Genomic DNA, 24,929 nt, shown 5'->3' on the forward strand with positions numbered 1-24,929 from the left:
GTCTCCGGAGAACACAGCGTGCCGCTGATAGCGACCCTTCTGCGAGCCTCCCCAGCGCTGTTCGCCGCCGCGTTTGCGGCCGCCCTCGTCTGCGGGCTCGGCGGCGCGGCGCTCGTCATGCTGATCAACGCGGCGCTGAACACGCCGCCGGAGCGGCTCGTCGCCACGCTCATCCCCTTCGTCCTGGTCGCTGTCCTCGTGATGACCGCGCAGGCGGGCTCCCGCGCGCTTTTCGCCCATCTCGGACAAAGGTGCCTGGGCCGGATCCGGCGCGAGATCGCGGAGGCGATCCTTCGCGCCCCCTACCAGCGGCTCGAGCGCGTCGGGCAGGCGCGCATGCGCTCCGCGTTCAGCGACGATGCGGTCAACATCGCGAATTTCGGCGTCGGCTTTCCCGTGGTCGTCACCAATCTCGTGGTCGTGCTGGGCGCGCTCGGCTATCTCGCCTGGCTCTCGCTCGGCGTCTTCGCCGTGGCGCTCGTGCTGATCGCGCTCGGCTCGTTCGGCTATCATCTCAGCCATCGCAAGGTGGTGGAGCACCTGCGCCGGGCCGGTTTCAGCCAGGACAGGCTCTACGGGGACTTCGATGCGCTGCTCGGCGGCGCGAAGGAGTTGAAGCTCAACGAAACCAAAGCGCGCCGTTTCCTCGACCGCGACCTCGCCGGCGCCATCGGGGCGGTCGGGACCGACCGCGCCCGAGGGCTCTCCCTGCTCGCGCTTTCGGACGGCTGGGGCCGCTTCCTGTTCATGTTCCTGATCGGCGTCGCTCTCTTCGCGCGGCTCTGGCTGCCCGGCGAGAGCGCAGGGATCGTCACCGGCTACGTCATCGCCTTTCTCTACCTCATGGGACCGCTCGAGGGCGTGCTCGCTCACCTGCCTTACGTCAATCTGGCCCGCGTCGCGATCGGCCGCGTTCAGGGCGTGCTGTCGGATCTCGCCGCTGAGCCTGTGGACCCTTCGGTCCGGATCCCGGAGACGCCGCGCTCGATCACGCTCGAAGGCGTCACGCACGGCTATTTCCGGGAGCGCGAGGAGGACGTTTTCACCCTCGGTCCGATCGATCTGACGCTCGTTCCCGGGGAGGCCACCTTCGTCGTCGGCGGCAACGGATCGGGCAAGACCACCCTCGCCAAGCTCGTCACCGGCCTCTACGCGCCCGAGGGGGGCCGGATTCGGGTCGACGGCGCGGCCGTCGGCGACGCCGGCCGGCAGGCCTACCGGCAGCTGTTTTCCGCGATCTACGCCGATTTCCAGCTGTTCGAGACGCTGCTCGAGGCGCCCAGCGGGCGGCTCGACGCGCGCGCGAACGAATGGCTCGCGAAGCTGCACCTCGATCGCAAGGTGACCGTCAGCGACGGGGCCTTCTCGACCCGGGACCTGTCGCAGGGCCAGCGTAAGCGCCTCGCGCTCGTGGCCGCCTGCGTCGAGGATCGGCCCGTGATGGTGTTCGACGAGTGGGCGGCTGACCAGGATCCCGCGTTCAAGGACGTCTTCTACCGCGAGCTGCTGCCGGAGCTTAAGGCGCGGGGCAAGACGCTCGTCGTCATCACTCACGACGACCGGTACTTCGACCTCGCGGACCGCTTGGTGAAGCTCGAAGGCGGCCGGATCGTCGAGACCGGTCCTTCGCAGCCTCGCGAGCCGATCGATCCCAGCGTCGCCGCGCTTAGACTCGCGGCGGGAGGAGCGTCGGCATGATGTTGGACGTAGAGCCGACGTCGCCGGCGGCCCGCCTCTCCCCGGCGGAACACGCCCGAATCGTCTCCGCCTACGCCGGCGCCGAGACCCTCGCGGACGTGCTGCGCGGCCGGGCCGAAGACGAAGGCGAGCGCGTCGCGCTGCGCTTTCTCGGGACGGACGGAGAGCCGTCCCAGATTTGGGATTACGAGACGCTCGACCGGCGCGCCAGGGTCGTCGCATCCGCCATTGAACGCCTCGCCGCGCCGGGCGATCGGGCGCTGATCCTCCTGCCGAGCGGTCCCGACTACGTCGCGGCCTTCTTTGGCTGCTTCTATGCCGGCGTCATCGCGGTCCCAGCCTATCCGCCGGAAGCGCTCCGGCCTCATCATGTCGCGCGGCTCGGCGGCATGATCGCCGACGCCGGCGCGCGGCTCGCGCTGACCGACGCCGCGTCCCTGGAGGCGGTGGCGACCCTCTGCGCCGAGCACAGCGGCGTTCTCGCCCTCGACGTCGCGGCGATGACGGACCCTCCCCCGGCCGGCTGGACGCCGGCGCCGATCCGCGCCGACGACGTGGCTTTTCTTCAGTACACGTCCGGCTCCACCTCCGCGCCGAAGGGCGTCGAGGTCACGCACGCCAACCTGACCGACAACCAGCTCACCATGGTGCGGGGCTTCGGCATCCGTGCGAACGACGTCGTGGTGAGCTGGCTGCCGCTCTATCACGACATGGGGCTGATCGCCGGGCTCGTGCTCCCGATCTTCTGCGGGATCCCGCTGATCCTCATGCCGCCGGAATTCTTCCTGGCGCGCCCGTCGCGCTGGCTGCAGGCGATCCAGCGTTTCGGCGGCACGGTAAGCGGCGGCCCGGACTTCGCCTACCGGCTCGCCGTCGAGCGGGCGCCGGAAAGCGCGCTGGCGAACCTCGACCTGACGTCCTGGCGCGTCGCTTTCTGCGGAGCCGAGCCAGTGCGCGCTGACACCATGGCCGCGTTCGCCCAGCGGTTCGCCGCGGTCGGCTTCCTGGGCGAGGCGCTGCATCCAAGCTACGGCCTCGCCGAGGCGACCCTGATGGTGAGCGGCGACCGGCGCCTTCGACCCTACCAGACCCTGCGCGTCGATCCGGACGAGCTGGCCCGAGGACGCGTCGTTCCGAGTCCGGTGGGCGTCGAACTGGTGGCGAGCGGCCTTCCGGTCGAGCAGGAGACGGTGCGGATCGTCGATCCGGCGACCTTCCGGATCTGCGGCGACGACGAGATCGGCGAGGTCTGGGTCAGCGGCGCGAGCGTCGCCCGCGGCTATTGGCGCAACCCCGAAGCCACGGCGGCGGCGTTCCTCGACCGCCCGGACGGCCGCTGGCTGAGGACCGGCGATCTCGCGTTCCGCCGCGAGGGCTATCTGTTCATCGCCGGGCGGCGAAAGGACGTCATCATCGTTCGCGGCCAGAACCGCTACCCGCAGGACATCGAGCAGGCGGTTGAGCGTGGGGTGTCCGCCGTACGGAAAGGCCGCGTCTCGGCGTTCCCGGTCCTGCACGACGGTCGCGAGGGAATCGGCGTCGCGGCCGAGATCGGCCGCGTGGCCCGCCGCGCCGCCTCCCCCGGCGAGATCGTCGCCGCGATCGACGCCGTCGTCACGGAGACGCAGCAGGAACCGGCGAGCCTGATCGCGCTGCTTGAGCCCGGCGCGCTGCCGAAGACCACGAGCGGCAAGCTGCAACGTTCGAGCTGCGCCGCAGGCGTCGCGAGCGGCGACGTCGCGGCCTTCGAGGTCTACCATCGGCCGATTCTCGCGACGCCAGAGCTCTCGGACGGCGCCTCTTCGCCCTCAACGGAAACCGAGCGGCGGCTCGCGGCGATTTGGGCCTCCGCGCTTGAGGTCACGGCGATCCGGCGGTCCGACCAGTTCTTGGCCCGGGGCGGCCACTCGATTCTCGCAGTTAAGGCAGCGGCCCGGATCCGCGAGGAGTTCGGCGTGGCCGTGGCGCTCCGCGACATGTTCGCGCCGAGGACGCTCGCAGACTTCGCGACGTGGCTCGACGCGTCGCCGCGGCTCGCGGGCGAGGCGGCTGGGCCCGCCCTCAGGCGCGAGAGCGTTCCCGCCGAGGGCGTTCCGCTCTCGTTGGTCCAGCAACGGCTTTGGGTCGCCGAGAAACTCGGCGGTCCCGGTTCGGCCGGCGCCTACAACGTGGTCGGGCAGCTGACGCTCGCAGGACCCCTGTCGCGCGAAGCGCTGGAACGCGCGTTGTCCGGGCTCGTCGCGCGGCACGAAGCGCTGCGGACCGGCTATGCGGAGGACGACGACGGCGAGGCTCGAGCCCGGATAGGCGCGCCGGCGGCGTTCGCTCCGGGGTTCCTCGACTTCTCCGGCCTTGACCCGCACGCGCGGGCCGCGGCGCTTGCGGACGCGCAGGCCGAACAAGCCCGACGACCGTTCGACCTCGCCGCGCCTCCCCTGATGCGGGCGACGCTTTGCCGGCTGGGCGGTAATGAGCACAGTTTGCTGATCGCGCTCCACCATCTGGTCTGCGACGGCTGGTCCATGGGCGTCATGGTTCAGGATCTCGGCGCGCTTTACCGCGCGGCGCTCGCGGGCCATCCGGCCGCCCTGCCGGCGCTCCCGTTGCAGTATTCCGATTTCGCGCTGTGGCAACGGAGGCTTGCGGCCTCCGGCGCCCTGGACGACGACGAGGCGTTCTGGCGCGATCGGCTGCAGAACGCACCGAGAGCGCTGGCGCTTCCAACCGATTTCGACCGCCCCGCGGTCGCTTCGCACGCCGGTGAGGGCGTCCGCTTCGCGCTCCCGGCCGCGCTCGTCTCTCGGCTGGAAGCCCTCGGCCGAACCCGCGGCGCGACGCTCTACATGGCGCTGCTCGCCTCCTTCGAGGCGCTGCTCCACCGCTGGACCGGCGCGACCGACATGCTGATCGGCGCGGACGTCGCCGGCAGGCCGGCGCCGGAGCTCGAACGGCTAATCGGCTTTTTCGTCAACGTGCTGCCCCTGCGTGCGCGGCCGCGCGCCGACCTTCCGTTCGCAAACCTCCTGGACGAGATCTGCGACGAGGCGTCGTCCGCGTTCGACCGTCCGTTGCTGCCGTTTGATCGCATCGTCGACGCCGTGGGCGCGCCGCGCGACCGGAGCCGCAATCCGCTGGTCCAGGTTCTGTTCGTCCTGCAGAGCGCGCCGCGCGGGCGCTTCGGGGTGGAGGGTCTGACCGCGGAACTCGTCCCGGCGCCGGCGTCGAGCTCAAAGTTCGACATGGCGCTGTTTCTCGAGCCGGACGGCGCCGGGGGGATCGCCTGCGAATGGACCTTCGCCACCGCGCTGTTCCGGCGCGGCACGGTCGAGCGGCTCGCCCGCGCCTGGACTGAGCTCCTGTCTTCGATCGCCGAGGCGCCAGAACGCCCTCTCGGCGCATTTCCCCTGCCGTCACTGGAGGACGCCACGATGTCCGTCGCACCGACGCCCCTTTCCTCGGCTCCTGGCGCCCGTATGGGCGCGAAGCTGGACAAGCTGAAAAAGGTCTCGTCCGCAGGTCCCCGTCCGGCGGAGGCCGCCAGCCTGGTGCGAACCTCGTCGCTCGCCCCCGGGGCGGATTTCCCGCTCGTGATCGAGCCCGAGAGCGCGGACCTCGACCCGATCTCCTGGGCGGCGGCCCATCGGGCTTTCGTCGAGGAGAAGCTCCGCCGGCACGCCGGTCTCCTGTTCCGCGCATTTGCGCTGACGAACCCGCAGGACTTCGAGGGCTTCGCGGAGGCGCTCCAGCCCGGGCTCTACGGCGCTTACGGCGATCTGCCGAAGAAGGAGGGCGGGGCGAACACCTACCGCTCGACGCCGTACCCGGAGGACAAGATGATCCTCTTCCACAACGAGAGCTCGCACCTGCCGCGCTGGCCGCGCAAGCAGTGGTTCTTCTGCGAGGAGGCGGCGCCCGAAGGCGGCGCGACCCCGATCGTCGACTGCAGGGCCATGTACCGCAGTCTTCCGGCCGACCTCGCCGCCAAATTCGAGCGTCTCGGCCTCTCCTACGTCCGCACCTTCACGCCGCGGCTGGACGTCGACTGGCGCGATTTCTTCCGCACCGACGACAAGGCCGCGGTGGAGGCGCGCTGCCGCGCCGAGGGCGTGGAGCTCGCATGGCTCGACGGCGACGTTCTCCAGACCCGGACGCGCTGCCCCGCCGTCATCGTGCACCCGCTGACCGGCGAGAAGTCGTTCTTCAATCAGGTGCAGCTGCATCACCCGCGCTTCCTGGACGCGGATGTGCGCGACGACCTGCTGGCCATGGTCGGCGAGGACCGCCTGCCGCGGCAGGTGCGCTACGGCGACGGCTCGGTCATCGCGGACGAGACGATGGACCTCATTGGGGAGCTCTACGAGGCCTCCGCCGTGCGCTTCACCTGGCGCAAGGGCGACGTGGTGATGCTGGACAACATGCTGGCGGCCCACGCGCGCGATCCCTTCCAGGGGAAGCGGCGCATCGTCGTGGCCATGGGCGACATGGTCGAACGCGCGAGCCTCGTTGCGCCGGTCGGCGGGGTGGCGTCGTGAGCGCCGTTTCGCAGACGACGTCCCCCGAAACCTGGCCGCTGAGCCCCGAGCAGCGCGCTGCGAGCGGCCTGTCCGAAGCCTTCGTGGCGCAACTCGTCGCTGACCTTCCGGTCGACGAGGCATGGCTTCGCGCGACGCTCGCCGAAGCGGCCATCCGTCACGACGCGCTCGCTCCGGCCTATGTCGCCGCCCCGGGCTACCGCGGGCTGCGCCGCGTTCCGCTTGGAGCGCCCGCCGCGCAGGGCTGGACTGTGCGGGACCTGCGCGGCCAAGAAGACGCCGAGGCCCGGATCGCGGAGGATCTCGAGGCGCTTCGAAGCGCGCCGTTCGATCTCGCGCGTGGGGAGACTCTGCGCGCGGCGCTGTGGCGGCTTGACGGGGGCGCATCCCGGATCGCGATCGCCGTCTCGCCGCTCGCCGCGGACCGGACGACGCTCGCGCTGCTCGCGGCGGCTCTTGCAGGGGAGGCGGCCACGTCTTCCGCGAGGCCGGACGAAGACGGCGCGACCTACGCTCAGTACGCCGATTGGCGCCGCGAGATGGAGGCTGACGAAGACGCTCCAAGAGGACGCGCCTACTGGCGGGGGCAGTCGGCCGCCGACGCCGCCCCGCCGCCGCTGACCTATCAGGAGGCGCATGCGAGCGGGCTCCGCGCGGAGCGCCGCGTCGCGATTGATCCGGACCAGTCGACGCGCTTCGCCGTTCTCGTCGGCGACGCCGGCCTCGAAGCCGGCCTGCTGGCTTTGTGGGCGGCCGTTCTCGGCCGGATTTCTGGCCAAGACGTGGTCTCCCTCGGCTGGCGACACGATTGCCGACGCGACTACGCGATGTTCGCGGGGGTCGCGGGACCGTTTGAGAAGACGTTGCCCCTCCGCGTCGGCTTCGACGCGGCGGCGTCGTTCGGCGATCATCTGGGGGGGCTCGTGGGCGAACTCGCCGCCCACCTCGACTGGCAGGAGCACCTGCCGCTCGACGGCGTCGATGCGGCGACGGCTTCGCCCCTCGGCTTCGGCCTGGACGTCGCCCCGGCGCTTTCCGGCGGATGGAGCCGACGAGCCTTCGACGGACCTTCGGCGTTCGAACTCGAGCTCCGACCCGAGATCGACGCCGGCGACCGCCTCGTCGCGCTGGCCCTTTCCTGGGACACGGGCCGCTACGGCGAGGCTGCGACGGAGACGCTGCTCGAGCAGGTCGTGACGTTGCTGGGCGCGATCATAGCCCGTCCGGCGACGCCTCTCGGCGCCCTCGCCATTGTCGGACCAAAGGAGACCGCGCGCCTCGCGAGCCTGGACCGCGCGCATATCAAGCCTCCTTCCCGGTCGCCGCTTCTGCCCACCATCCTCGGCTGGGCCGAGCGCACGCCGGCCGCGCCGGCCCTCGCCGGCGGCGGAGTCACGTTGGACTACGCCGAGCTTGGGGAACGGGTTGGGCGCATCGCCTCGGCGCTTGTCGCGCGCGGCGTGGGGCCGGAGACGGTCGTCGCGCTGGATCTCCCCCGCTCCGTCGATCTCGTGGTCGCCCTTCTCGGCGTGTGGCGGTCGGGGGCGGCCTATCTGCCGCTCGATCCGGCCTGGCCGGCGGCGCGCCGCCGCCAACTGCGCGAGGCCGCGGGCGCCGCGCTCGTGCTGCACGGCGGAGAGGTTGGCGACGCTCATGTGGGAACTCCGGCGCTGTCCGTCGCGGACGCGCTTGCCGAGACGGCCGAAGTCACCCTGCCGCCGCTGGAAGCGCCGGAGGACCGGGCGGCCTATGTTCTGTTCACGTCCGGCTCGACCGGCGCGCCCAAGGGCGTGGTGGTCGAACACGGACAGCTCGCGAACTATGTCGCCGCCGTCCGGGACGCCGCGGACCTCGGCGGGAGCCGCCGCTTCGCGCTCGCTTCGACCGTCGCGGCCGACCTCGGCAACACCACGCTGTTCGCAGCGCTCGCCAACGGGGCCATTCTCGCCATCGCCAGCGAGGACGAGGCTCGAGAGGCCGACGCCTTCGCGTCCTTCCTGCGTCGGAACGCCGTCGACTGCGCGAAGTTCGCGCCGTCGCATCTCGCGGCCCTGCTCGACGGCGGAGACCCGGTGATCCCGGCGACCCTGATCCTCGGCGGAGAACCCGTCCCGCAAGCGCTGCTCGGACGGATCCGCGCGATCAATCCGGCGGCGCGCGTCGTCAACCACTACGGTCCGACGGAAACCACCGTCGGCGTGCTCGTCCACCACTGTGAGGTGGCCGACGCAGGTCCCGCGGCCCGGCTGACCCGCGCGCTCGACGGCAATGCGATCCTCGTGCTCGACGACGCCGGACGGCTCGCGGCGACGGGATCGGTGGGCCAGCTTCATGTCGGCGGAGCGCAGCTCTGTCGCGGCTATCTCGGGATGGAGGGCGCGGGCTTCGTCGACGATCCGACGACGCCCGGCCGTAGGCTCTATCCAACCGGCGATCTTGCCCGCTACCGCCCGGAAGGCGGCGTCGAGATCGTCGGGCGCGCGGACGGCCAGATCAAGATCAACGGCCACCGCGTCGAGCCCGGCGAGGTCGAGGCGACGCTTGCCGATCTCGAAGGCGTGCGGCAGGCGGCGGTTGACGTCCGCCGCGACGTGGACGGGATCGCCTCGCTCGTCGGCTTCGTGACGTCTGCGGACGACATCGACGTGGCGGCGCTGAAGGCGGCGCTCGCCGAACGGCTCCCCGCGCCGATGGTCCCCACGCGGATCGTAGCGCTCCAGCGGATGCCGCTGCTCGCCAACGGCAAGCTCGACCGGGCGGCGCTCGCCGCGCGGGAGCTCGACGACGGCCGCGACGGCGTCGCCCCCCGCAACGCGCTTGAGACCGTGCTGCGCAATCTCGCCGCGGAGCTGCTGGGACGACCGGGGGCGTCGGTCGGCGTTACGGACGACTTCTTCGACCTGGGCGGCAACTCGTTGCTGGTGATCAAGTTCGTCGCGCGCGTCCGGAAGCTCTTCGGGCTCGACGTGCCGCCCGGCATCGTCTTCGACCATCCGAGCGTCGCGGCGCTCGCCGAGGCGTTGCGAGCCGGGGCGCCTGACGGGCGGCTCGACAGGGTCGCGGAGCTGCGGCTGACCCTTGCGGCGCTGCCGGAGGACGAGAAGGCCAAGCCGCTCGCCGAGCCGACACCGGGGGCAACCGCGTCGTGAACTCAGCCGCGATCCAGGCGGAGCTCGCCGATCTGCTCAAGGCGGAGGCGGCGGCGGAAGAGGGGGCGATCCACGCGCGCCTCGACGCCGCCGCGCCGTCTCCGCTTTCGTTCGCGCAGCAGCGCCTCTGGTTCCTGCACCGGTTCGATCCGTCGGACGCGGCGTACAACTCCGCGCGGGCGTTCCGGATCGTCGGGGACCTTGACGCGGATGCGCTGGAGCGCGCGTTCCGCTGCCTCCTCGCCCGCCACGCCGCGCTACGGACGCGGTTTTCGACCGGATCGGATGGGCCGCGGCAGACGGTTCTTCCAGAGGCGCCTTTCGCGATTGATCGGGTCGCGGCGATCGCCGCCTCCGAAGTCGCCGCTTGGGCTCAGGAGAGCGCGAGCGCGCCGTTCGACCTCGCGGCGCCGCCGCTGCTGCGCGTCCGCCTCGCTCCGATCGCGGAGGGCGGCTCGGCGCTGCTGATCGTGCTCCACCACATCGCGGTCGACGCCTGGTCTGCGGAGCTCATCCTGGCGGACCTCGAACGCCTCTATGCGGCGGAGATCGTGGGGCGGTCCTCGGCGCCCGGGCCCACGCGCGCGATCGACGCCGCCGATCACGCGCGTTGGCAGCGCGAGCGGTTCGAGGGCGAGGCCGGCGAAGCGGCGGTCCGTCGCTGGCGCGATCGGTTCGGGGCGGAGGCGCCGCCGGCGCTCGTTCTCCCCACCGACCGTCCGCGCGAGGCCGGCCGGCGCGCGGCCGGTCGGGTCGACCGCCAGCTGCCCCCCGACCTCGTCGCGGCCCTCCGCGCCTTCTGCCGCCGCGAACGCTGCACGCCTTTCGCGGTCCTGCTCGCCGCTTGGCAGGTCCTGCTCGGCCGGCTTTCGGGTCAGGAGGACTTCGCCGTCGGCGCGCCCGCCGCGACCCGCGACCGCGCCGAACTCCACGATGTGGTCGGCTTCCTCGTCAACACGCAGGTCTTCCGCGCCCGCCTCGACCCCAAGCTCGCCTTCCGCGATCTCTGCCGGCGCCTGCGCGGCGAGTCGCTGGCGGCGCTGGCGGAGGCCGATCTGCCGTTCGAACTGCTGCTGGAGCGACTTGGCGTCGAGCGCGACCCGGGCCGTACGCCGCTGTTCCAAACCCTGTTCAACTTCCGCGCCCGCCGCGACGCCAGACCACTGAAGCTTGAGGGGCTCGCGGCGACGAAGGTCGACCTGCCGCCGTTCGGACCGCAGGTCGAACTCACCCTGGACGTGGCGGCGGACGGCGACGACGTCGACATCGAGATCGAATACGACGCCACCTTGTTCGAGGCGGAAGCGGTCGAAGGCTGGGCGACCTGCTTCCTTCGGCTTTTGAAGGACCTGCTCGCCTCCCCGGACGTCGCGCTGGGCGCGATCTCCTTCCTCGACGACGCGCGCCGGAGGCACGTCGAAGACTGGGGTCGTCCAGCTACGGTCGTCGCTCCGGACGGCCGTTTCGTGCACGAGCGAATTGCGGCGCGGGCGGCCGCCTCCCCGGAGCGACCGGCGGTGCTGTTCGGCGACCGCACGGTCGCGCGCCGTGAACTGGACCGTCGCGCCAACCGCATCGCCGAGGCGCTTGTCGCGAGAGGCCTTGGGGCCGACGACCGCGTCGGCGTCGCCCTCGAACGCTCGCCCGAGCTGATCGCGGCGTTGCTCGGCGTGCTGAAGGCGGGCGCGTCGTTCCTCCCGCTGCCGCTCGACTGGCCCGAGGCCCGGATCGTGGAGGCCGCCGCCGACGCTGGCGCGTCGGTCGTTGTGACCGAAATGCGGTTCGCGGACCGGCTCGCCGGCGTCCCCGCGCCGGCGCTGCTCCTGGACGGAAGCGATGCGGCCGGCGTGGCGGAGGCGCCGCCGACCGCCCCGCGCCCGCATCCGGACAACCTTGCATACGTCCTCTACACGTCAGGCTCCACCGGCAAGCCAAAGGGCGTCGCGGTGGCGCACGGCCCGCTCGCCATGCACTCGGCGGCGGCGGCCGCGGCCTTCGGCCTGTCCGAGGCCACGCGCGAGTTGCACGTGCTCTCCTTCGCTTTTGACGCCGCTCACGAGCGGTGGCTCGGCGTCCTTGGGGCGGGCGGTTTGGTCGTGCTGAAGGAGGACGAGGTCTGGGCGCCCGAGCGCACGCTCGCGGAGATCGCGCGCCTTGGCGTCACCAATGCGGACCTGCCCCCGGCCTACCTTGCGGCCATGGCGGAGCACGCCGCGTCGTCCGGCGATCCCGTCCCGGACGGCGTGGCCTATTCCTTCGGCGGCGAAGCGACCTCGAGGGCCAATTTCGAGCGTATTCGCGACGCTCTGCGCCCACGCGCGCTGATCAACGGCTACGGCCCCACCGAGACGGTGATGACGCCGCTCGCCTGGCGCGCCGAGGGCGCCGCCGCCTTCGCCGCCCCCTACGCTCCGCTCGGGAAGCCGATCGGCGAGCGCCGCGCCTATGTGCTGGATGGCTCGCTCCAGCTGGCGAGCCCAGGGACCGTCGGCGAGCTGTACATTGGCGGCGAAGGGCTGGCGCGCGGCTATCTCGGTCGAGCCGGCCTCACCGCCGAGAGGTTCGCGCCCGATCCGTTCGGCGCGCCGGGCGCACGGATGTACCGAACCGGCGATCTGGCGCGCTGGGACGCGGACGGCGTGTTGCTGTTCGTCGGCCGCGTGGACGAGCAGCTCAAGATCCGCGGTCACCGGATTGAGCCGGGGGAGGTCGAGGCCGCGCTTCTCGACCTCGACGGGGTCACGGAGGCGGTCGCGGTCGCCGCCGAGGGACCGGGTGGACGCCGGCTCATCGCCTATGTCGCGGGAACGGCGGAGCCCGGCGCGCTTGCGTCGCAGCTCTCGCAGCGACTGCCGGAGTACATGGTTCCGACGCGGATCGTCGTGCTCGAGGCGCTGCCGCGGCTTGGCTCGGGCAAGGTGGATCGGCGCGCGCTCCCGGCGGTCGATTGGACGGATGAGGGCCCCCGCGCAGCGCCGGAAGGCGCCGCGGAAACGGCGCTCGCGGCGATCTGGGGGGAGGTTCTGGGCCTGCCCCAAGTCGGCGCAACAGACAACTTCTTCGCCCTTGGCGGCGACTCCATCCTGTCCCTTCAGGTTGTTTCGCGGGCGCGGGCCAAGGGCCTGTCGATCACGCCGCGGCAGATCTTCGAACGCCAGACCGTTCGGGACCTCGCCGCCATCGCGACGCCGGTCGAGACGCCGGCCTCCCTTATGGCCGAACCGGCCAGCCGGGCTCCTCTGACGCCGATCCAGCGCTGGTTCTTCGCGCAGGACCTCCCGAACCGGGCGCGTTGGAACCAGTCGATCGTGCTTTCGGCGACGGGTCCGGTGGACGAGCCGGCGTTGGCCGCGGCCTTCCAGGCGGTGGTCGTGCGACACGACGCCTTCCGTCTCCGCTTCGTGAAAGACGGCGACGGATGGACGCAAACCTTTTCGTCCGTCGATGACGCTCCCGCGCTCGCTGTCCGCGAGCTCGCCGACGAGGCGGCGCTGGCGGACGTGGCGGAAGAGCTTCAGACCGGGCTCGATCTCGCCTGCGGGCCTCTCGTTCGGGCTGCGCTGGCGAGATGGGACGGCGGCGCACGGCTTCTGGTCGTCATCCACCATCTCGTGACGGACGGCGTTTCCTGGCGGATCCTGCTCGAGGAGCTCGAAACGGCCTACGCCCAGGCTGCCGCCGGTCGGCCCATCGCTCTTGGCGCAAAGCCCGCTGCGTTCTCGGCCTGGGCCTCGCGCCTCGCGGCCTTCGCTCGCTCGCCGGAGGCGGAAGCGCAGCTTGGGTTCTGGCGCGAGGCCGCCTCGGGTCCCCGCGCCTTTTCCCCGGTTCGGCCGGAAGGCGCGGACCGCATCGGGGACCTCGTCCGCCACAGCGTCGCGTTCGATCGAACGACCTCGGACCGGCTCGCCCGCGCGCCCCGCGCCGTTCGGGCGCGCCTCGACGAATTGCTCGTGGCCGCGCTCGCAAGGGCGCTGACGTCCCGCTCCGGCGTCGACGCGGCGACGATCGCGGTCGAGGGCCATGGCCGCGACGGCGGCCCTGCGGTCGGGGCCGAAATCGATCGTACCGTAGGGTGGTTCACGACGGTCCATCCGGTTCGGCTCGCGCCGGGCGAGGGCGCGCCGCTCGCCGCTTTCAAGCGGGTGAAGGAGCAGATGAGGGCCGCCCCGGATCACGGGATCGGCTATGGCGCGTTGCGCTGGATGGGGAGCGAGGTCGTGCGCGCCGAGCTTGCGGCGCTGCCTGAGCCCGACGTGCTGTTCAACTATCTCGGCCGCCTCGACCCGAGCGGCCGGCGGGAGGGCGCCTTCGCGCTCACGGGCCTCAGCGCCGGAGCCGATCGCGACGCGGACGCTCCCTGCGGGGCGGAGCTGACCGTCAACGGCCGGATGCTCGACGGGGAACTCGTTCTCGAGTTCTCCGCCGCCGCGACTCGTCATGATCCCGCGGAGGTCCAGGCTTTGGCCGAAGCCGTGCGCCGCGAGGCCGAGACGATTGCGGACGCCTGCCTCGCGCCGGGCGCGGATGGCCTCACCCCATCCGACGTCGCGCTCTCGGGGCTCGATCAGCCGGCGCTCGACGGCGTGCTAGCGACGCTTGCGTTCCCGCCGGCCGAGATCGAGGACGTGTTTCCGCTCTCCCCGATGCAGCAGGGCATGCTGTTCCACGGGCTCGAGACGCCCGAACTCTACGTGACGCAGACGTTGGTCGCGGCCGACGGCCTCGATCTCGATCGCTTCGCGGCCGCCTGGAGCGCGGCGGCGGCCCGCCATGCCGCGCTGCGGACGGGGTTCGTTCACGAGCGGTTGGAGCGCCCGCTCCAGTTCGTCGTCGCGAACGTCGCGTCGCCCGTGGAGATCGTCGACTGGCGCGGCCGTGGGGACGACCTCGACGTCGCGCTCAGGATGTTGGGGGAGGCGGAGCGCCGCCGAGGGTTCGACCTCGGACGTCCGTCGCTGCTGCGCGTCGTCCTCGTACGGCTCGACGGCGGCGGCGCGCGGATCGTGCTCACCGCCCACCACCTCATCCTCGACGGCTGGAGCACGTCGCGGCTGATCGGCGACGTGCTCGCGCGCTACGACGGCCGTCCCGTCGCGCCCGCGGGCGGGCGCTTCCGCGACCATATCGCTTGGCTTGAGACGCGGGATGACGCCGCGGCCGAGCGCGCTTGGCGCGAGCGGCTCGCTCCGCTGGGCGAACCCACCTCGCTGTCGGGCGCGCTCGGCCGGCCGGCCGGAGGCGAGGGCTTCGGCTGTCTTCGGCGTCCCTTAGGCGCAGCGAAGACGGGCCGCCTGAAGGATGTCGCGAAGCGCGAACGGGTGACGCTGAACACCTTTGTTCAGGGCGCCTGGAGTCTGGTCCTCTCCCGTCTGACCGGCGAACGGGTCGTCGCCTTCGGCGCGACGGTGTCAGGCCGGTCGTCCAACGTTCCAGGCGTCGAGACGGCGCTTGGCCTCTTCATCAACACCGTGGCCGAGGTCGAGACGGTCGATCCGGCCCGGCCGGTCGGCGATTGGCTGCGGGACGCGCAAGCCCGCACGGCCAGGATGCGGGAGTACGAGCACACGCCGCTCCATGTGGCGCAGAGCCTTGCGGGACGGCCGGGCCAGGCCCTGTTCGACACGCTGATCGCCTTTGAAAACTACCCCGTGGCCGAGGCGTTGAAGGAGAGGGCCGGGGACGGCCCGACGCTGCGCGCGCTCTCCAATCTCGAGACCACCAATTACCCGCTGGCGATCACCGTCGCCGAAAAGGCCGGCGGCCTGGAGTTCGGCTGGACCTTCGCGCGGGACGCCTTCGACGAGGCGACGGTCGAGAGCCTCGACGCCCGGCTGAAGCACGCTCTGCTTGCGATGGCGGACGGCGCCGACATGCCGCTGGGCCGGCTCGATCTTCTCGACGACGTGGAGCGGGCGAGGCTCGCCGCGGCGGCCGCCGGGCCCGTGCGGGACTACAGCGCCCAAAGGGGCGTCCTCGATCTGGTTGCGACGCGGATCGCGGAGGCGCCCGAGGCGCCCGCCGTGAGCTTCGGGACCGAGACGCTGACATATGGCGAGCTCGGCCGCCGCGCAGATCGTCTCGCGCTCCGGCTGCGCGCCATGGGCGTCGGGCCGGACGGCGTCGTAGGGGTGGCGCTCGAGCGCTCGAGCGAGCTGGTCGTCGCGTTGCTCGGCGTTATGAAGGCGGGCGCCGCCTGGCTGCCCCTCGATCCGGAGCATCCTCCGGCGCGGCTTGGGGAGATGGCGGCGGGCGCCGGGGCGCGTGTCGTGGTGAGCGCGTCGGGCGTCGCCGGGCGCATTCCCAAGACGCCGGGCGTCCACGTCGCGCTCGAGGACGAGCCCGACGACGACGAGCCCCAAGCCCTCGTCGATGGTGATCCCCAGATTGACGGCCGGTCGCTCGCCTACGTGATCTTCACGTCCGGATCCACCGGGCGGCCGAAGGGCGTCGGCAACACCCATGGCGGGCTGCTGAACCGTGTCGCTTGGATGCAGGAGCACTACGAGCTGACGCCGCGCGACGTCGTGCTGCAGAAGACGCCGATCGGCTTCGACGTGTCGGTCTGGGAGTTCTTCTGGCCGCTCGCCGTCGGCGCCCGCCTCGTGCTTGCAGCTCCCGGCGCGCATCGCGATCCGGCGGCTCTCGGCGCGCTGATACGTGCGCAGAAGGTCACCACCCTTCATTTCGTGCCGACCATGCTGGCGGCCTTCGTGGCGTCCGGCGAGCTGGAGCGCTGTCCCAGTCTGACCCGGATCATCACGAGCGGGGAGGCGTTGCCGCCGGATCTCGCCCGCGACACGCTAGCCAGGACCGCGGCCGGGCTGCACAACCTCTACGGCCCGACTGAAGCGGCGATCGATGTAACGCACTGGACCTGCGGGGAGGACGATCCCGCGACGCCGATCGGACGGCCGATCGCCAACACAGCGATCCGCATCCTGGACGCCGATTTCGGCCTTGCGCCTCCGGGCGTGGCGGGCGAACTCGCGATCGGGGGAGCCAATCTCGCGCGCGGCTATCTGGGCCGCCCGGGGCTCACCGCGGACCGCTTCGTCCCGGACCCTTACGGCGCGCCCGGCGACCGGCTTTATCTCACGGGCGACCTCGCCCGGCTCGGCCGCCATGGCGAGATCCACTATCTCGGCCGCCTCGACCGCCAGCTGAAGCTGCGCGGCATGCGCGTCGAGCCGGGGGAGGTCGAAGCCGAGCTCCGCAGGCTTCCCGGTGTGCGGGACGCCGCCGTTCTGCCGTCGAACGACGCGCTCGTCGCCTATCTGGCCGCGGACGCCGTCGATGAAGCGGAGGCGCGCGCGCGCCTGGCCGAGCGCCTTCCCGCCCACATGGTTCCCGCGCGGATCATCGCGCTGCCGGCACTTCCCGTCACCGCAAACGGCAAACTCGACCGTCGCGCGCTGCCCCATCCCGAACAGACGGCCGGATTGGGCGAGCCGCCGCGTCCCGGCCTCGAACGGAGCTTGGCGGATATCTGGGAGGACGTGCTCGGAACGGCGGGCCTCGGGCGCGGCGACGACTTCTTCCGGCGCGGCGGCCATTCACTGCTCGCGATGCGCGTCGCGTCGCGCCTTCGGACCGACCTCGGCGTCGAGCTGCCCGTCAGCACGCTGTTCGAAGCGCGCACGCTCGCCGCCTTCGCTGAGCGCGTCGAAGCCCTCGCGCCCGCCGGAGACGACCTCGCGACCATGACCGAACTGCTCGACGCCCTGGAGACCGCGGAATGAACGATCTGTCTCCGAACCGCGCCGCGCAACTTGCGGCGGTCGCCGAACGCGTCGCCGCGCTGCCGGCGGACAAGCGCCGGATTTTCCTGGCGCAGCTGCGGGACAAAAGGGTAGCGGCCGCGTCGCTGCCGACCCCACGCGCGTCGGTCGGCGAGACCTTCCCCCTGTCGGACGCGCAGACGCGCTTCTGGACGTTGTGGCGGCTCGATCCCACCAGCGGCGCCTACAACATCGCGTCCGGTCTCCGTCTGCTCGGGCCGCTCGACGAGGCGGCCCTTGGCGCAGCGCTCGACGCGGTCGTCGCGCGCCACGATCAGCTTCGCGCGGCGTTCGGAGACAGTGACGCAGGCCCGTTCCAGCGCCTGCTCCCGCCGGTTTCCGGAACGATGTCCGTTGAGGACCTCTTGGGCCTGGCGGAGCCGGAGCGTCAAACTCGCCTCGACGCCCTGTCGCGAACGGACGCCGCGGCCCCCTTCGATCTTGCTGCCGGCCGGCCCTTCCGCGCGACCCTCATTCGGGAGGCGCCGGATCGCCGCACGCTGCTGCTGACGCTGCATCACATCGTGGCCGACGGCTGGTCGCTCGATCTGCTGAGCGCCGACATCGCCGCCGAATACGCGAAGGCGGCCGGCAAGCAGGGAGCGACGGCCGCCGAGGGCGCTCTCCGCTATGTCGATCACGCCGCGTGGCGCGAAAAGCTGCTGGAGGCCGGCGAGGGCGAGGCCGAACTGGACTTCTGGCGAGACACGCTCGGCGACGTCGACGACGCGCTCGAGCTGCCGGCCGACCTGGGGCAGGCGGGACGCCCCGCCGGAGACGCGGGCCTCGTGCGCTTCGATCTGCCTGAGGACGTCGCGGACGCGCTCGCGGAGCTCTGCCGCGTCCGTGGCGCGACCCCGTTCATGGCGCTGCTTTCGGCCTTCGCCGCCCTGTTGTGGCGGCTTGGCGGCGAGCGCGAGTTCCGCGTCGGCGCCGCGGTCGCAAATCGAGCGACGCCGGACGTCGAAGCCGTGATCGGCTGCTTCGTCAATACGCTCGCCTTGCCCCTGCGGGTCGACCCTTGGACGACCTTCTCCGCGCTCGTCGAGGCGACGCGGGCGACGGTGCTGAAGGCGCAGGCGCACCAGACCCTGCCCTTCGATCGTCTCGTGCGGGCGCTCAGGCCGGAACGCGTCCTCGACCGGACGCCGCTGTTTCAGGTCATGTTCCAGCATGACCGCGCGCGTCCCTTCCTCGCGCAGAGTTTTCCGGGCGTCGACGTCGAGCCTGTTCTGCGCGCGGGAGGGGGCGCCCATTTCGACCTGACGCTCACCACATTCGAGGACGGGACCGGGCGGCTCGGCGGAGTCTTCGGATACGACGCCTCGCGCTTCTCATCTGCGCGCGTCGAGGGCTGGGCGGAAGACTTCGCGCGTCTCCTCCGTGAAGTTCTGAGGTCGCCGGAAGCTGGCCTCGGCGCGATCGCCTGTTTTGCGGGCGACGCGCGGGAGGACGTGCGAGCGCGAGGCCGGCCCTATCCCGCGCCGGAGACCGACGGCCTTCTGGTTCACGAACGGATCGCGAGCTGGGCGTCCGCCGCGCCCGATCGCCCTGCGGTTCTGTTCGCCGACCGCTGCGTCTCGCGCGGCGAACTCGACCGCCGCGCGAACCGGATCGCGAACGCGCTGATCGCGGCCGGCGTGGCGCCCGACGCCCGGGTCGGCGTCGCCCTGGAGCGCTCGCCGGAGCTGCTCGCGGCGCTGCTCGGCGTGCTGAAGGCCGGCGGCGCCTTCCTGCCGCTTCCCGCGGAGTGGCCGGCGGACCGGGTCGCGGAGACGCTCGCAGACGCCGGCGTCGGCGTGATCCTGGTCGAGGGCGCGACACGTTCCCGGCTGCCGGAAACCAGCGCCCGTCTTATCGCCATCGACTCGGCCGACGCCGCCGGCGAGGCGGACGAGCCGCCCGGCCCGCCGCCGCTCCACCCCAAAAACCTCGCTTACGTGATCTACACCTCGGGCTCGACGGGACGTCCCAAGGGCGTCGGGGTCGCGCACGGGGCGATTGCGATGCATTGCGCCGCGACCGCGCCGCTCTACGACATGGATGAGCGCTCGCGCGAGTTCCATTTCATCAATTTCGCCTTCGATGGCGCGCACGAGCGCTGGCTTACCGCGCTGACCGTCGGGGCGAGCCTCGTGCTGCGCGACGAGGAGCTCTGGGCGCCCGAGCGCACGCTCGACGCCATCGGCCGATACGGCGTGACCAACGCCGGCTTCCCGCCGTCTTACCTCACCGCCCTCGCCGCATCTGCGGCGGCGTCCTCGACCGCTCCTCAGGTAGATCTCTACTCCTTCGGCGGCGAGGCCATGCCGCGTTCAGGCTTCGATCTCGCCCGCGCCGCGCTGCGGCCGCGCGTGCTGCTCAACGGCTACGGGCCGACGGAAGCGGTGGTGACCCCGCTGCTGTGGCGCATCGAGGCGGACCGGGACGCGGCCTTCGACGGGCCTTATGCGCCGATTGGCCGTCCGGTGGGCGACCGCTTCGCCTACATCCTCGACGACGCGCTGCGACCCGCGCCGGACGGCGTAGCGGGCGAGCTCTTCATCGGCGGCGCAGGGCTCGCGCGCGGCTACCTCGGACGGGCTGCGCTCACCGCCGAACGTTTCGTGCCGGACCCGTTCGGAGAGCCGGGCGGCCGGATGTTCCGGACCGGCGACCTCGTGCGCTGGGGCGCAGACGGATCGGTGGTCTATGTTGGCCGGGCCGACGAGCAGGTGAAGATCCGCGGCTACCGGATCGAACTTGGGGAGATCGAGGCCGCCCTCGTCGAGGCCGGCGCGCGCGAGGCGGTCGCCGTGGCCGCGGACGCGCCGAGCGGCCGACGGCTCGTCGCCTACGCGACGGGGGCCGACGAAGCGGCGCTACGCGACGCGCTCAAGCGCCGGCTGCCAGACTACATGGTCCCGTCGCGTATCGTGGTTCTTCCGGCGTTGCCCCGCACCGCCACGGGCAAGACCGATCGACGCGCGCTGCCTGCGGCGGACTGGAGCGCGGAGTCAGCCGGATCAACCCCGCCCGAGGGCGAGATCGAAACGGCGCTCGCGGCGATCTGGGCCGACGTTCTCGCTTTGCAGGCGGTCGGAGGGACCGACAACTTCTTCGGGCTTGGAGGCGACTCGATCCTGTCGTTGCAGGTCGTGGCCCGGGCGCGCGCCGCAGGGCTTGCGATAACCCCCCGCCAGATATTCGAGCGGCCGACCGTGCGTGAACTGGCCGAAGTTGCGGAGCGCGCCAGTCCCGAGGCGGCCCCCGTCGTCCGCGGCGAGGGCGAGGCGGTTCTGACGCCGATCCAGCGCTGGTTCTTCGCGCTTGGCTTGGCGCGGCCGCAGCGGTGGAACCAGTCGGTCGAGCTGCGGTCCGACGAGGGGATCGACGCGAGCGCGGTCGCCGCAGCCGTCGCCGCGCTGGTCGAGCGGCACGACGCCCTCCGCTTCCGGTACGCCCGCGACGCGAAGACGGGCGAATGGCGGCAGTCCTATGCGCCGTCCGGACCAGAGGACGCGCCGCTCCTCTCGCGCGAGGTCGCGGACGAGGCGGCGCTCGCCGAGCTCTGCGAGGAGCTCCAGACCGGACTAGATCTCGACCGCGGTCCGCTGTTCAACGCGGCACTCGCGCGGCTCCCCGACGGAAGCGCGCGGCTGCTTCTCGTCGCCCATCACCTCGTGGTCGACGGCGTGTCGTGGCGGATCCTGCTCGAGGATCTTGAACGGGCCTATCGCCAGGCGCTGTCGGGCGCGGCGATCGATCTCGGCCAGCGCAGCGCGCCCTTTTCCGCCTGGGGCGCACTCCTCATGGCGCATGCGCACGAAGTTAGCGCCGAGCGCGCCCATTGGCGCGACGCCCTGTCGGCCGGACGAGCCTGGCCGCCCTCGCGGCCAGAGGGCGCCGACCGGATCGCCGAAGCGGACCGCGTCCGTCTTTCCTTCGATCGTGAGACGACCGCACGGCTTGCTGAGGCCCCCCGCGCGGTTCGCGGCCGGATCGAGGACCTGCTGCTGGCCGCCCTCGGACGGGCGTTGGGCGTGGGCAGAGGCGCCGATGCGCTGTCCGTGACGATGGAGAGCCACGGCCGGGACGGCGGCCCCGCCGAGGGGCTGGATCTCAGCCGCACGATCGGCTGGTTCACGAGCGTCCACCCTGTCCGCCTTGAAGCGCTCGGCGCCGACCCTGTGATCTCGCTGAAGGCGGCGAAGGAGGCGACCCGGCGAGCGCCCAACAAGGGGCTCGGCTTCGGCGTGCTGCGCTGGATGGCGGGCGAGGACGCGCGGGCCGAACTCGCGGCTCTCCCCGCTCCCGACGTCGCCTTCAACTACCTCGGGCGCTTCGACTCGCAGGCCGCCCCCGGCGGCGCCTTCGCTCTCACCGGCCGGAGCGCGGGCCGCGACCAGGACGACGACGCGCCGCTCGGCGCGGAGCTGACTGTCAACGGCCAGACGCTCGACGGCGAACTGAGCCTCGACTTCGTGTTCTCGCGCGCGCGCCACGACTGGAAGGCCGTCGAGGCGCTCGCCGAGGCCGTGCGTGCGGAGGCCCTGGCTCTCGCCGAAGCCTGCGAGCGTCCGGAAGCCGAAGGGTTGACGCCGTCCGACGCGAACCTCGCTCGTCTCGACCAGCGACGGCTCGACGCGTTGCTGGCTCGCCTGCCGCATCGCCCAAGTCTCGTTCAGGACATCTACCCGCTGACGCCGATGCAGGAGGGCATGCTGTTCCACGGGCAGGACGCGCCCGACCTCTATGTGACCCAGCTTTCAGTCGCGGCCGAGGGGCTGGACTGCGGGCGTTTCGCCTCGGCCTGGGCCGAGACCGTCGCGCGCCATGCGGCCCTCCGGACAGGGTTCGCCACGGAGGGACTGGAACGGCCGCTGCAGTTCGTGATCGAGCGCGCGCCCTCCGCCGTGGAAGCGCAAGACTGGAGCGGTAGGGACGGCGTCACGGAGCATGACCTCGCGGCCTTCGCCGAGGCTGAGCGCCGGCGCGGCTTCGACCTTTTGCGGCCGCCGCTCATCCGGATCGCGCTCGTGCGCCTCGGCGGCGGCAGGACGCGGATCGTGCTGACGAGCCACCACCTCATCCTCGACGGGTGGAGCACGTCACGCCTGATCGCCGAGGCGCTCGCGCGCTACGACGGCCGGACGCCTCCGGCTTCCGGCGCCCGCTTCCGCGATCATGTCGCTTGGCTCGAAAGTCGCGACGCCGAGGCTTCGGCCGCCTTCTGGAAGGCGCGCTTCGCGCCGCTCGAACAGCCCACGCTTCTCGCCCCCGTCTTTCCAAAGCCGGCGGGAGGAGGGGGCTTCGGCCATCTCAGGCGCGCGCTCGAGCCCGCCGCGACCGACCGCTTGAAGCGTTTCGCGCGCGCGCGGAACGTCACCTTGAACACGCTCGTGCAGGGCGGCTGGACCTTGCTGCTGTCTCGCCTGACCGGCGAGCGCACGGTGGCCTTCGGAACGACCACCTCCGGCCGTTCCTCCGACGTGCCAGGGACCGAGACGGCGGTGGGTCTCTTCATCAACACCTTGGCCCAGGTCGAGACCGTCGATCCCGGGCGCGGCGCGGGCGACTGGCTGAGCGACATCCAGACGCGCGCGGCCGAAATGCGCGAGCATGAGCATGCTCCGCTTTACGAGACCCAGGCGCAGGGCGGCTTCGGCGGCACGGCGGTCTTCGACACGCTGCTCGTGTTCGAGAACTACCCCGTGACGGCGGCGCTCGGCGAAGGAACCGGACTGAAGCTTAACCCGCTGCCGCCGGTCGAGACCACCAACTATCCCCTGGCCGTCACCGTCGCCGAGTCGGGCGAGAAGCTCGAGTTCGGCTGGACCTTCGCGCGGGACGCCTTTGACGAGCGCACCGTCGACAGCCTCGACGCCCGGCTGAAGCGCGTGCTGCTCGCGATGGCCGACGCTCCGGACGCGGCGCTGGGCGCGCTCGATCTCCTCGACGCGTCTGAGCGCGCGCGCCTCGCGGAGCTCAACGCGACCGACCGGATCTGGGCCGAGCCGCGGAACGTCCTCGGCCGGATCGCTGCCCGGATCGAATGCGCCCCGGACGCGCCCGCGGTCACCTTCGGCGGCGAAACCTTGAGCTACGCCGCCCTCGGCCGCCGCGTCGACGACCTCGCGGCGCGGCTCGCGGGGCGCGGCGTCGCCGAAGGCGACGTCGTCGGGATCGCGCTTGAACGCTCGATCGACCTTGTCGTCGCGATCCACGGCGTGCTGAGAGCCGGCGCCGCGTGGCTGCCGCTCGACGTCGAACATCCCGTCGAACGGCTGCGCGAAATGGCGGTGGACGCGGGCGCGCGGCTCGTCCTGACGATCTCCGACCTGTCGTCGCGTCTTCCGAGCGATGGCCCCGAACTCGTCCTCCTCGATACCCCAGACGGCGATCCGCGGCGCCCTCGGGCCGTCGAGCCCGATCCAAAATCGCTCGCTTACGTCATCTACACCTCGGGTTCGACCGGGCGCCCGAAAGGCGTCGGCAACACGCACGAAGGCCTGTTCAACCGCATCGCCTGGATGCAGGCGCAATATCCTCTCGGTCCCTCCGATACGGTTCTGCAGAAGACGCCCTTCGGCTTCGACGTCTCGGTCTGGGAGTTCGTGTGGCCGTTCGTCGCCGGGGCCCGCCTCGTCGTGGCGCCGCCCGGCGCCCACCGCGATCCCGCGGCTCTCGGCGCGCTGATACGTGCGGAAGGTCTCACGACGCTCCACTTCGTGCCGTCGATGCTCGCGGCCTTCCACGCGTCCGGCGAGCTTGCGTCCTGCGGGAGCCTTCGCCGGATCTTCGCCAGCGGCGAGGCGCTGCCGCCGGACCTTGCACGCGACGTTCTCGGAGCGACCGGAGCGGAGCTGCACAACCTCTATGGTCCGACCGAGGCCGCGATCGACGTCACGCACTGGACCTGCGCGCCCGACGAAAGCCGCGCGCCCATCGGCCGGCCGATCGCGAACACCGCCATCCGGATCCTGGACGCCGACCTGCATCCGGTCCCTCCCGGCGCCGCCGGCGAACTCGCGATCGCCGGCGTCAATCTTGCGCGCGGGTATCTCGGCCGGCCGGAGCTGACGGCGGCCCGCTTCGTGCCAGACCCGCAAGGCTCGCTGGGCGCCCGCATGTACCTGACGGGCGACCTTGCGCGGCAGGAGAGCGATGGCGCGATCGTCTACCTCGGTCGCCTCGACCGGCAGGTGAAGCTGCGCGGGGTCCGGATTGAGCCCGGCGAGATCGAGGGTGAGCTGCGCCACCTCGCCGGAGTGCGCGACGCCGTCGTGATCGTTCCGCGGGACGTTCTCGTCGCCTATGTCGTCGCCGCGGACGGGGCGGAACCCGACGAACTCGATCTGAAGGGCGCGCTCGCCGAACGGCTGCCGCAGCAATTCATCCCCTCGCGGATCGTGGTCGTGGGGTCGCTACCCCTCACGCCGAACGGCAAGCTCGACCGCGCCGCCTTGCACGACCCGGCCTCCGACCGGGGCGACGGAGCAGGCGATCCGCCGGCCACGGACGCCGAGCGCGCGGTCGCCGCGGTGTGGGCCGACGTGCTTGGGGTCGACCCTCGCCGGGACGACGACTTCTTCAGCCTGGGCGGCCATTCGCTGGCCGCCATGAGGGCGCGCGCGCTGCTCCTGGAGCGGCACGGCGTCGACGTGGCCCTCCGCCGGTTCTTCGAACGTCCCCAGCTCGCCGACTTCGCGGCGTCGCTGCCCGCGTTCGGCTCCGGGCCGCAGGACCGGCTCGGCGACATGGACCGGTGGCTCAGCGAAATCGAAGGATAA

5 protein-coding genes are annotated in these 24,929 nt (G+C 71.8%); all 5 read left to right on the forward strand.

All coding sequences use genetic code 11. The features are described 5' to 3' along the window. Window positions 1–18: 18 nt before the first annotated feature. The 5 genes from METY_RS15475 to METY_RS15495 are packed head-to-tail and all read left to right on the forward strand — an operon-like array spanning window position 19 to window position 24,929. Window positions 19–1,698 carry a cyclic peptide export ABC transporter gene (locus METY_RS15475; RefSeq protein WP_200819700.1) on the forward strand — a complete coding sequence of 560 codons (1,680 nt, stop codon included), beginning with the start codon at window positions 19–21 and terminating at the stop codon, window positions 1,696–1,698. Beyond that, entirely contained in the window at window positions 1,695–6,230 is a 4,536-nt protein-coding gene (locus tag METY_RS15480; protein ID WP_103122284.1) for a condensation domain-containing protein, read from the forward strand. The genes METY_RS15475 and METY_RS15480 overlap by 4 nt, the downstream gene beginning before the upstream one ends. Continuing rightward, window positions 6,227–9,379: a non-ribosomal peptide synthetase gene (locus METY_RS15485; RefSeq protein WP_160147369.1), complete on the forward strand. Its 3,153-nt coding sequence runs from the start codon at window positions 6,227–6,229 to the stop codon at window positions 9,377–9,379. The genes METY_RS15480 and METY_RS15485 overlap by 4 nt, the downstream gene beginning before the upstream one ends. Next, complete coding sequence (locus METY_RS15490; RefSeq protein ID WP_103122286.1) at window positions 9,376–17,118, forward strand: non-ribosomal peptide synthetase; 7,743 nt, start codon at window positions 9,376–9,378, stop codon at window positions 17,116–17,118. Before METY_RS15485 ends, METY_RS15490 begins: the two co-directional genes overlap by 4 nt. After that, entirely contained in the window at window positions 17,115–24,929 is a 7,815-nt protein-coding gene (locus tag METY_RS15495) for a non-ribosomal peptide synthetase (RefSeq protein WP_103122287.1), read from the forward strand. The genes METY_RS15490 and METY_RS15495 overlap by 4 nt, the downstream gene beginning before the upstream one ends.

This window comes from Methylopila sp. Yamaguchi, from assembly GCF_002897035.1.
GTDB lineage: Bacteria > Pseudomonadota > Alphaproteobacteria > Rhizobiales > Methylopilaceae > Methylopila.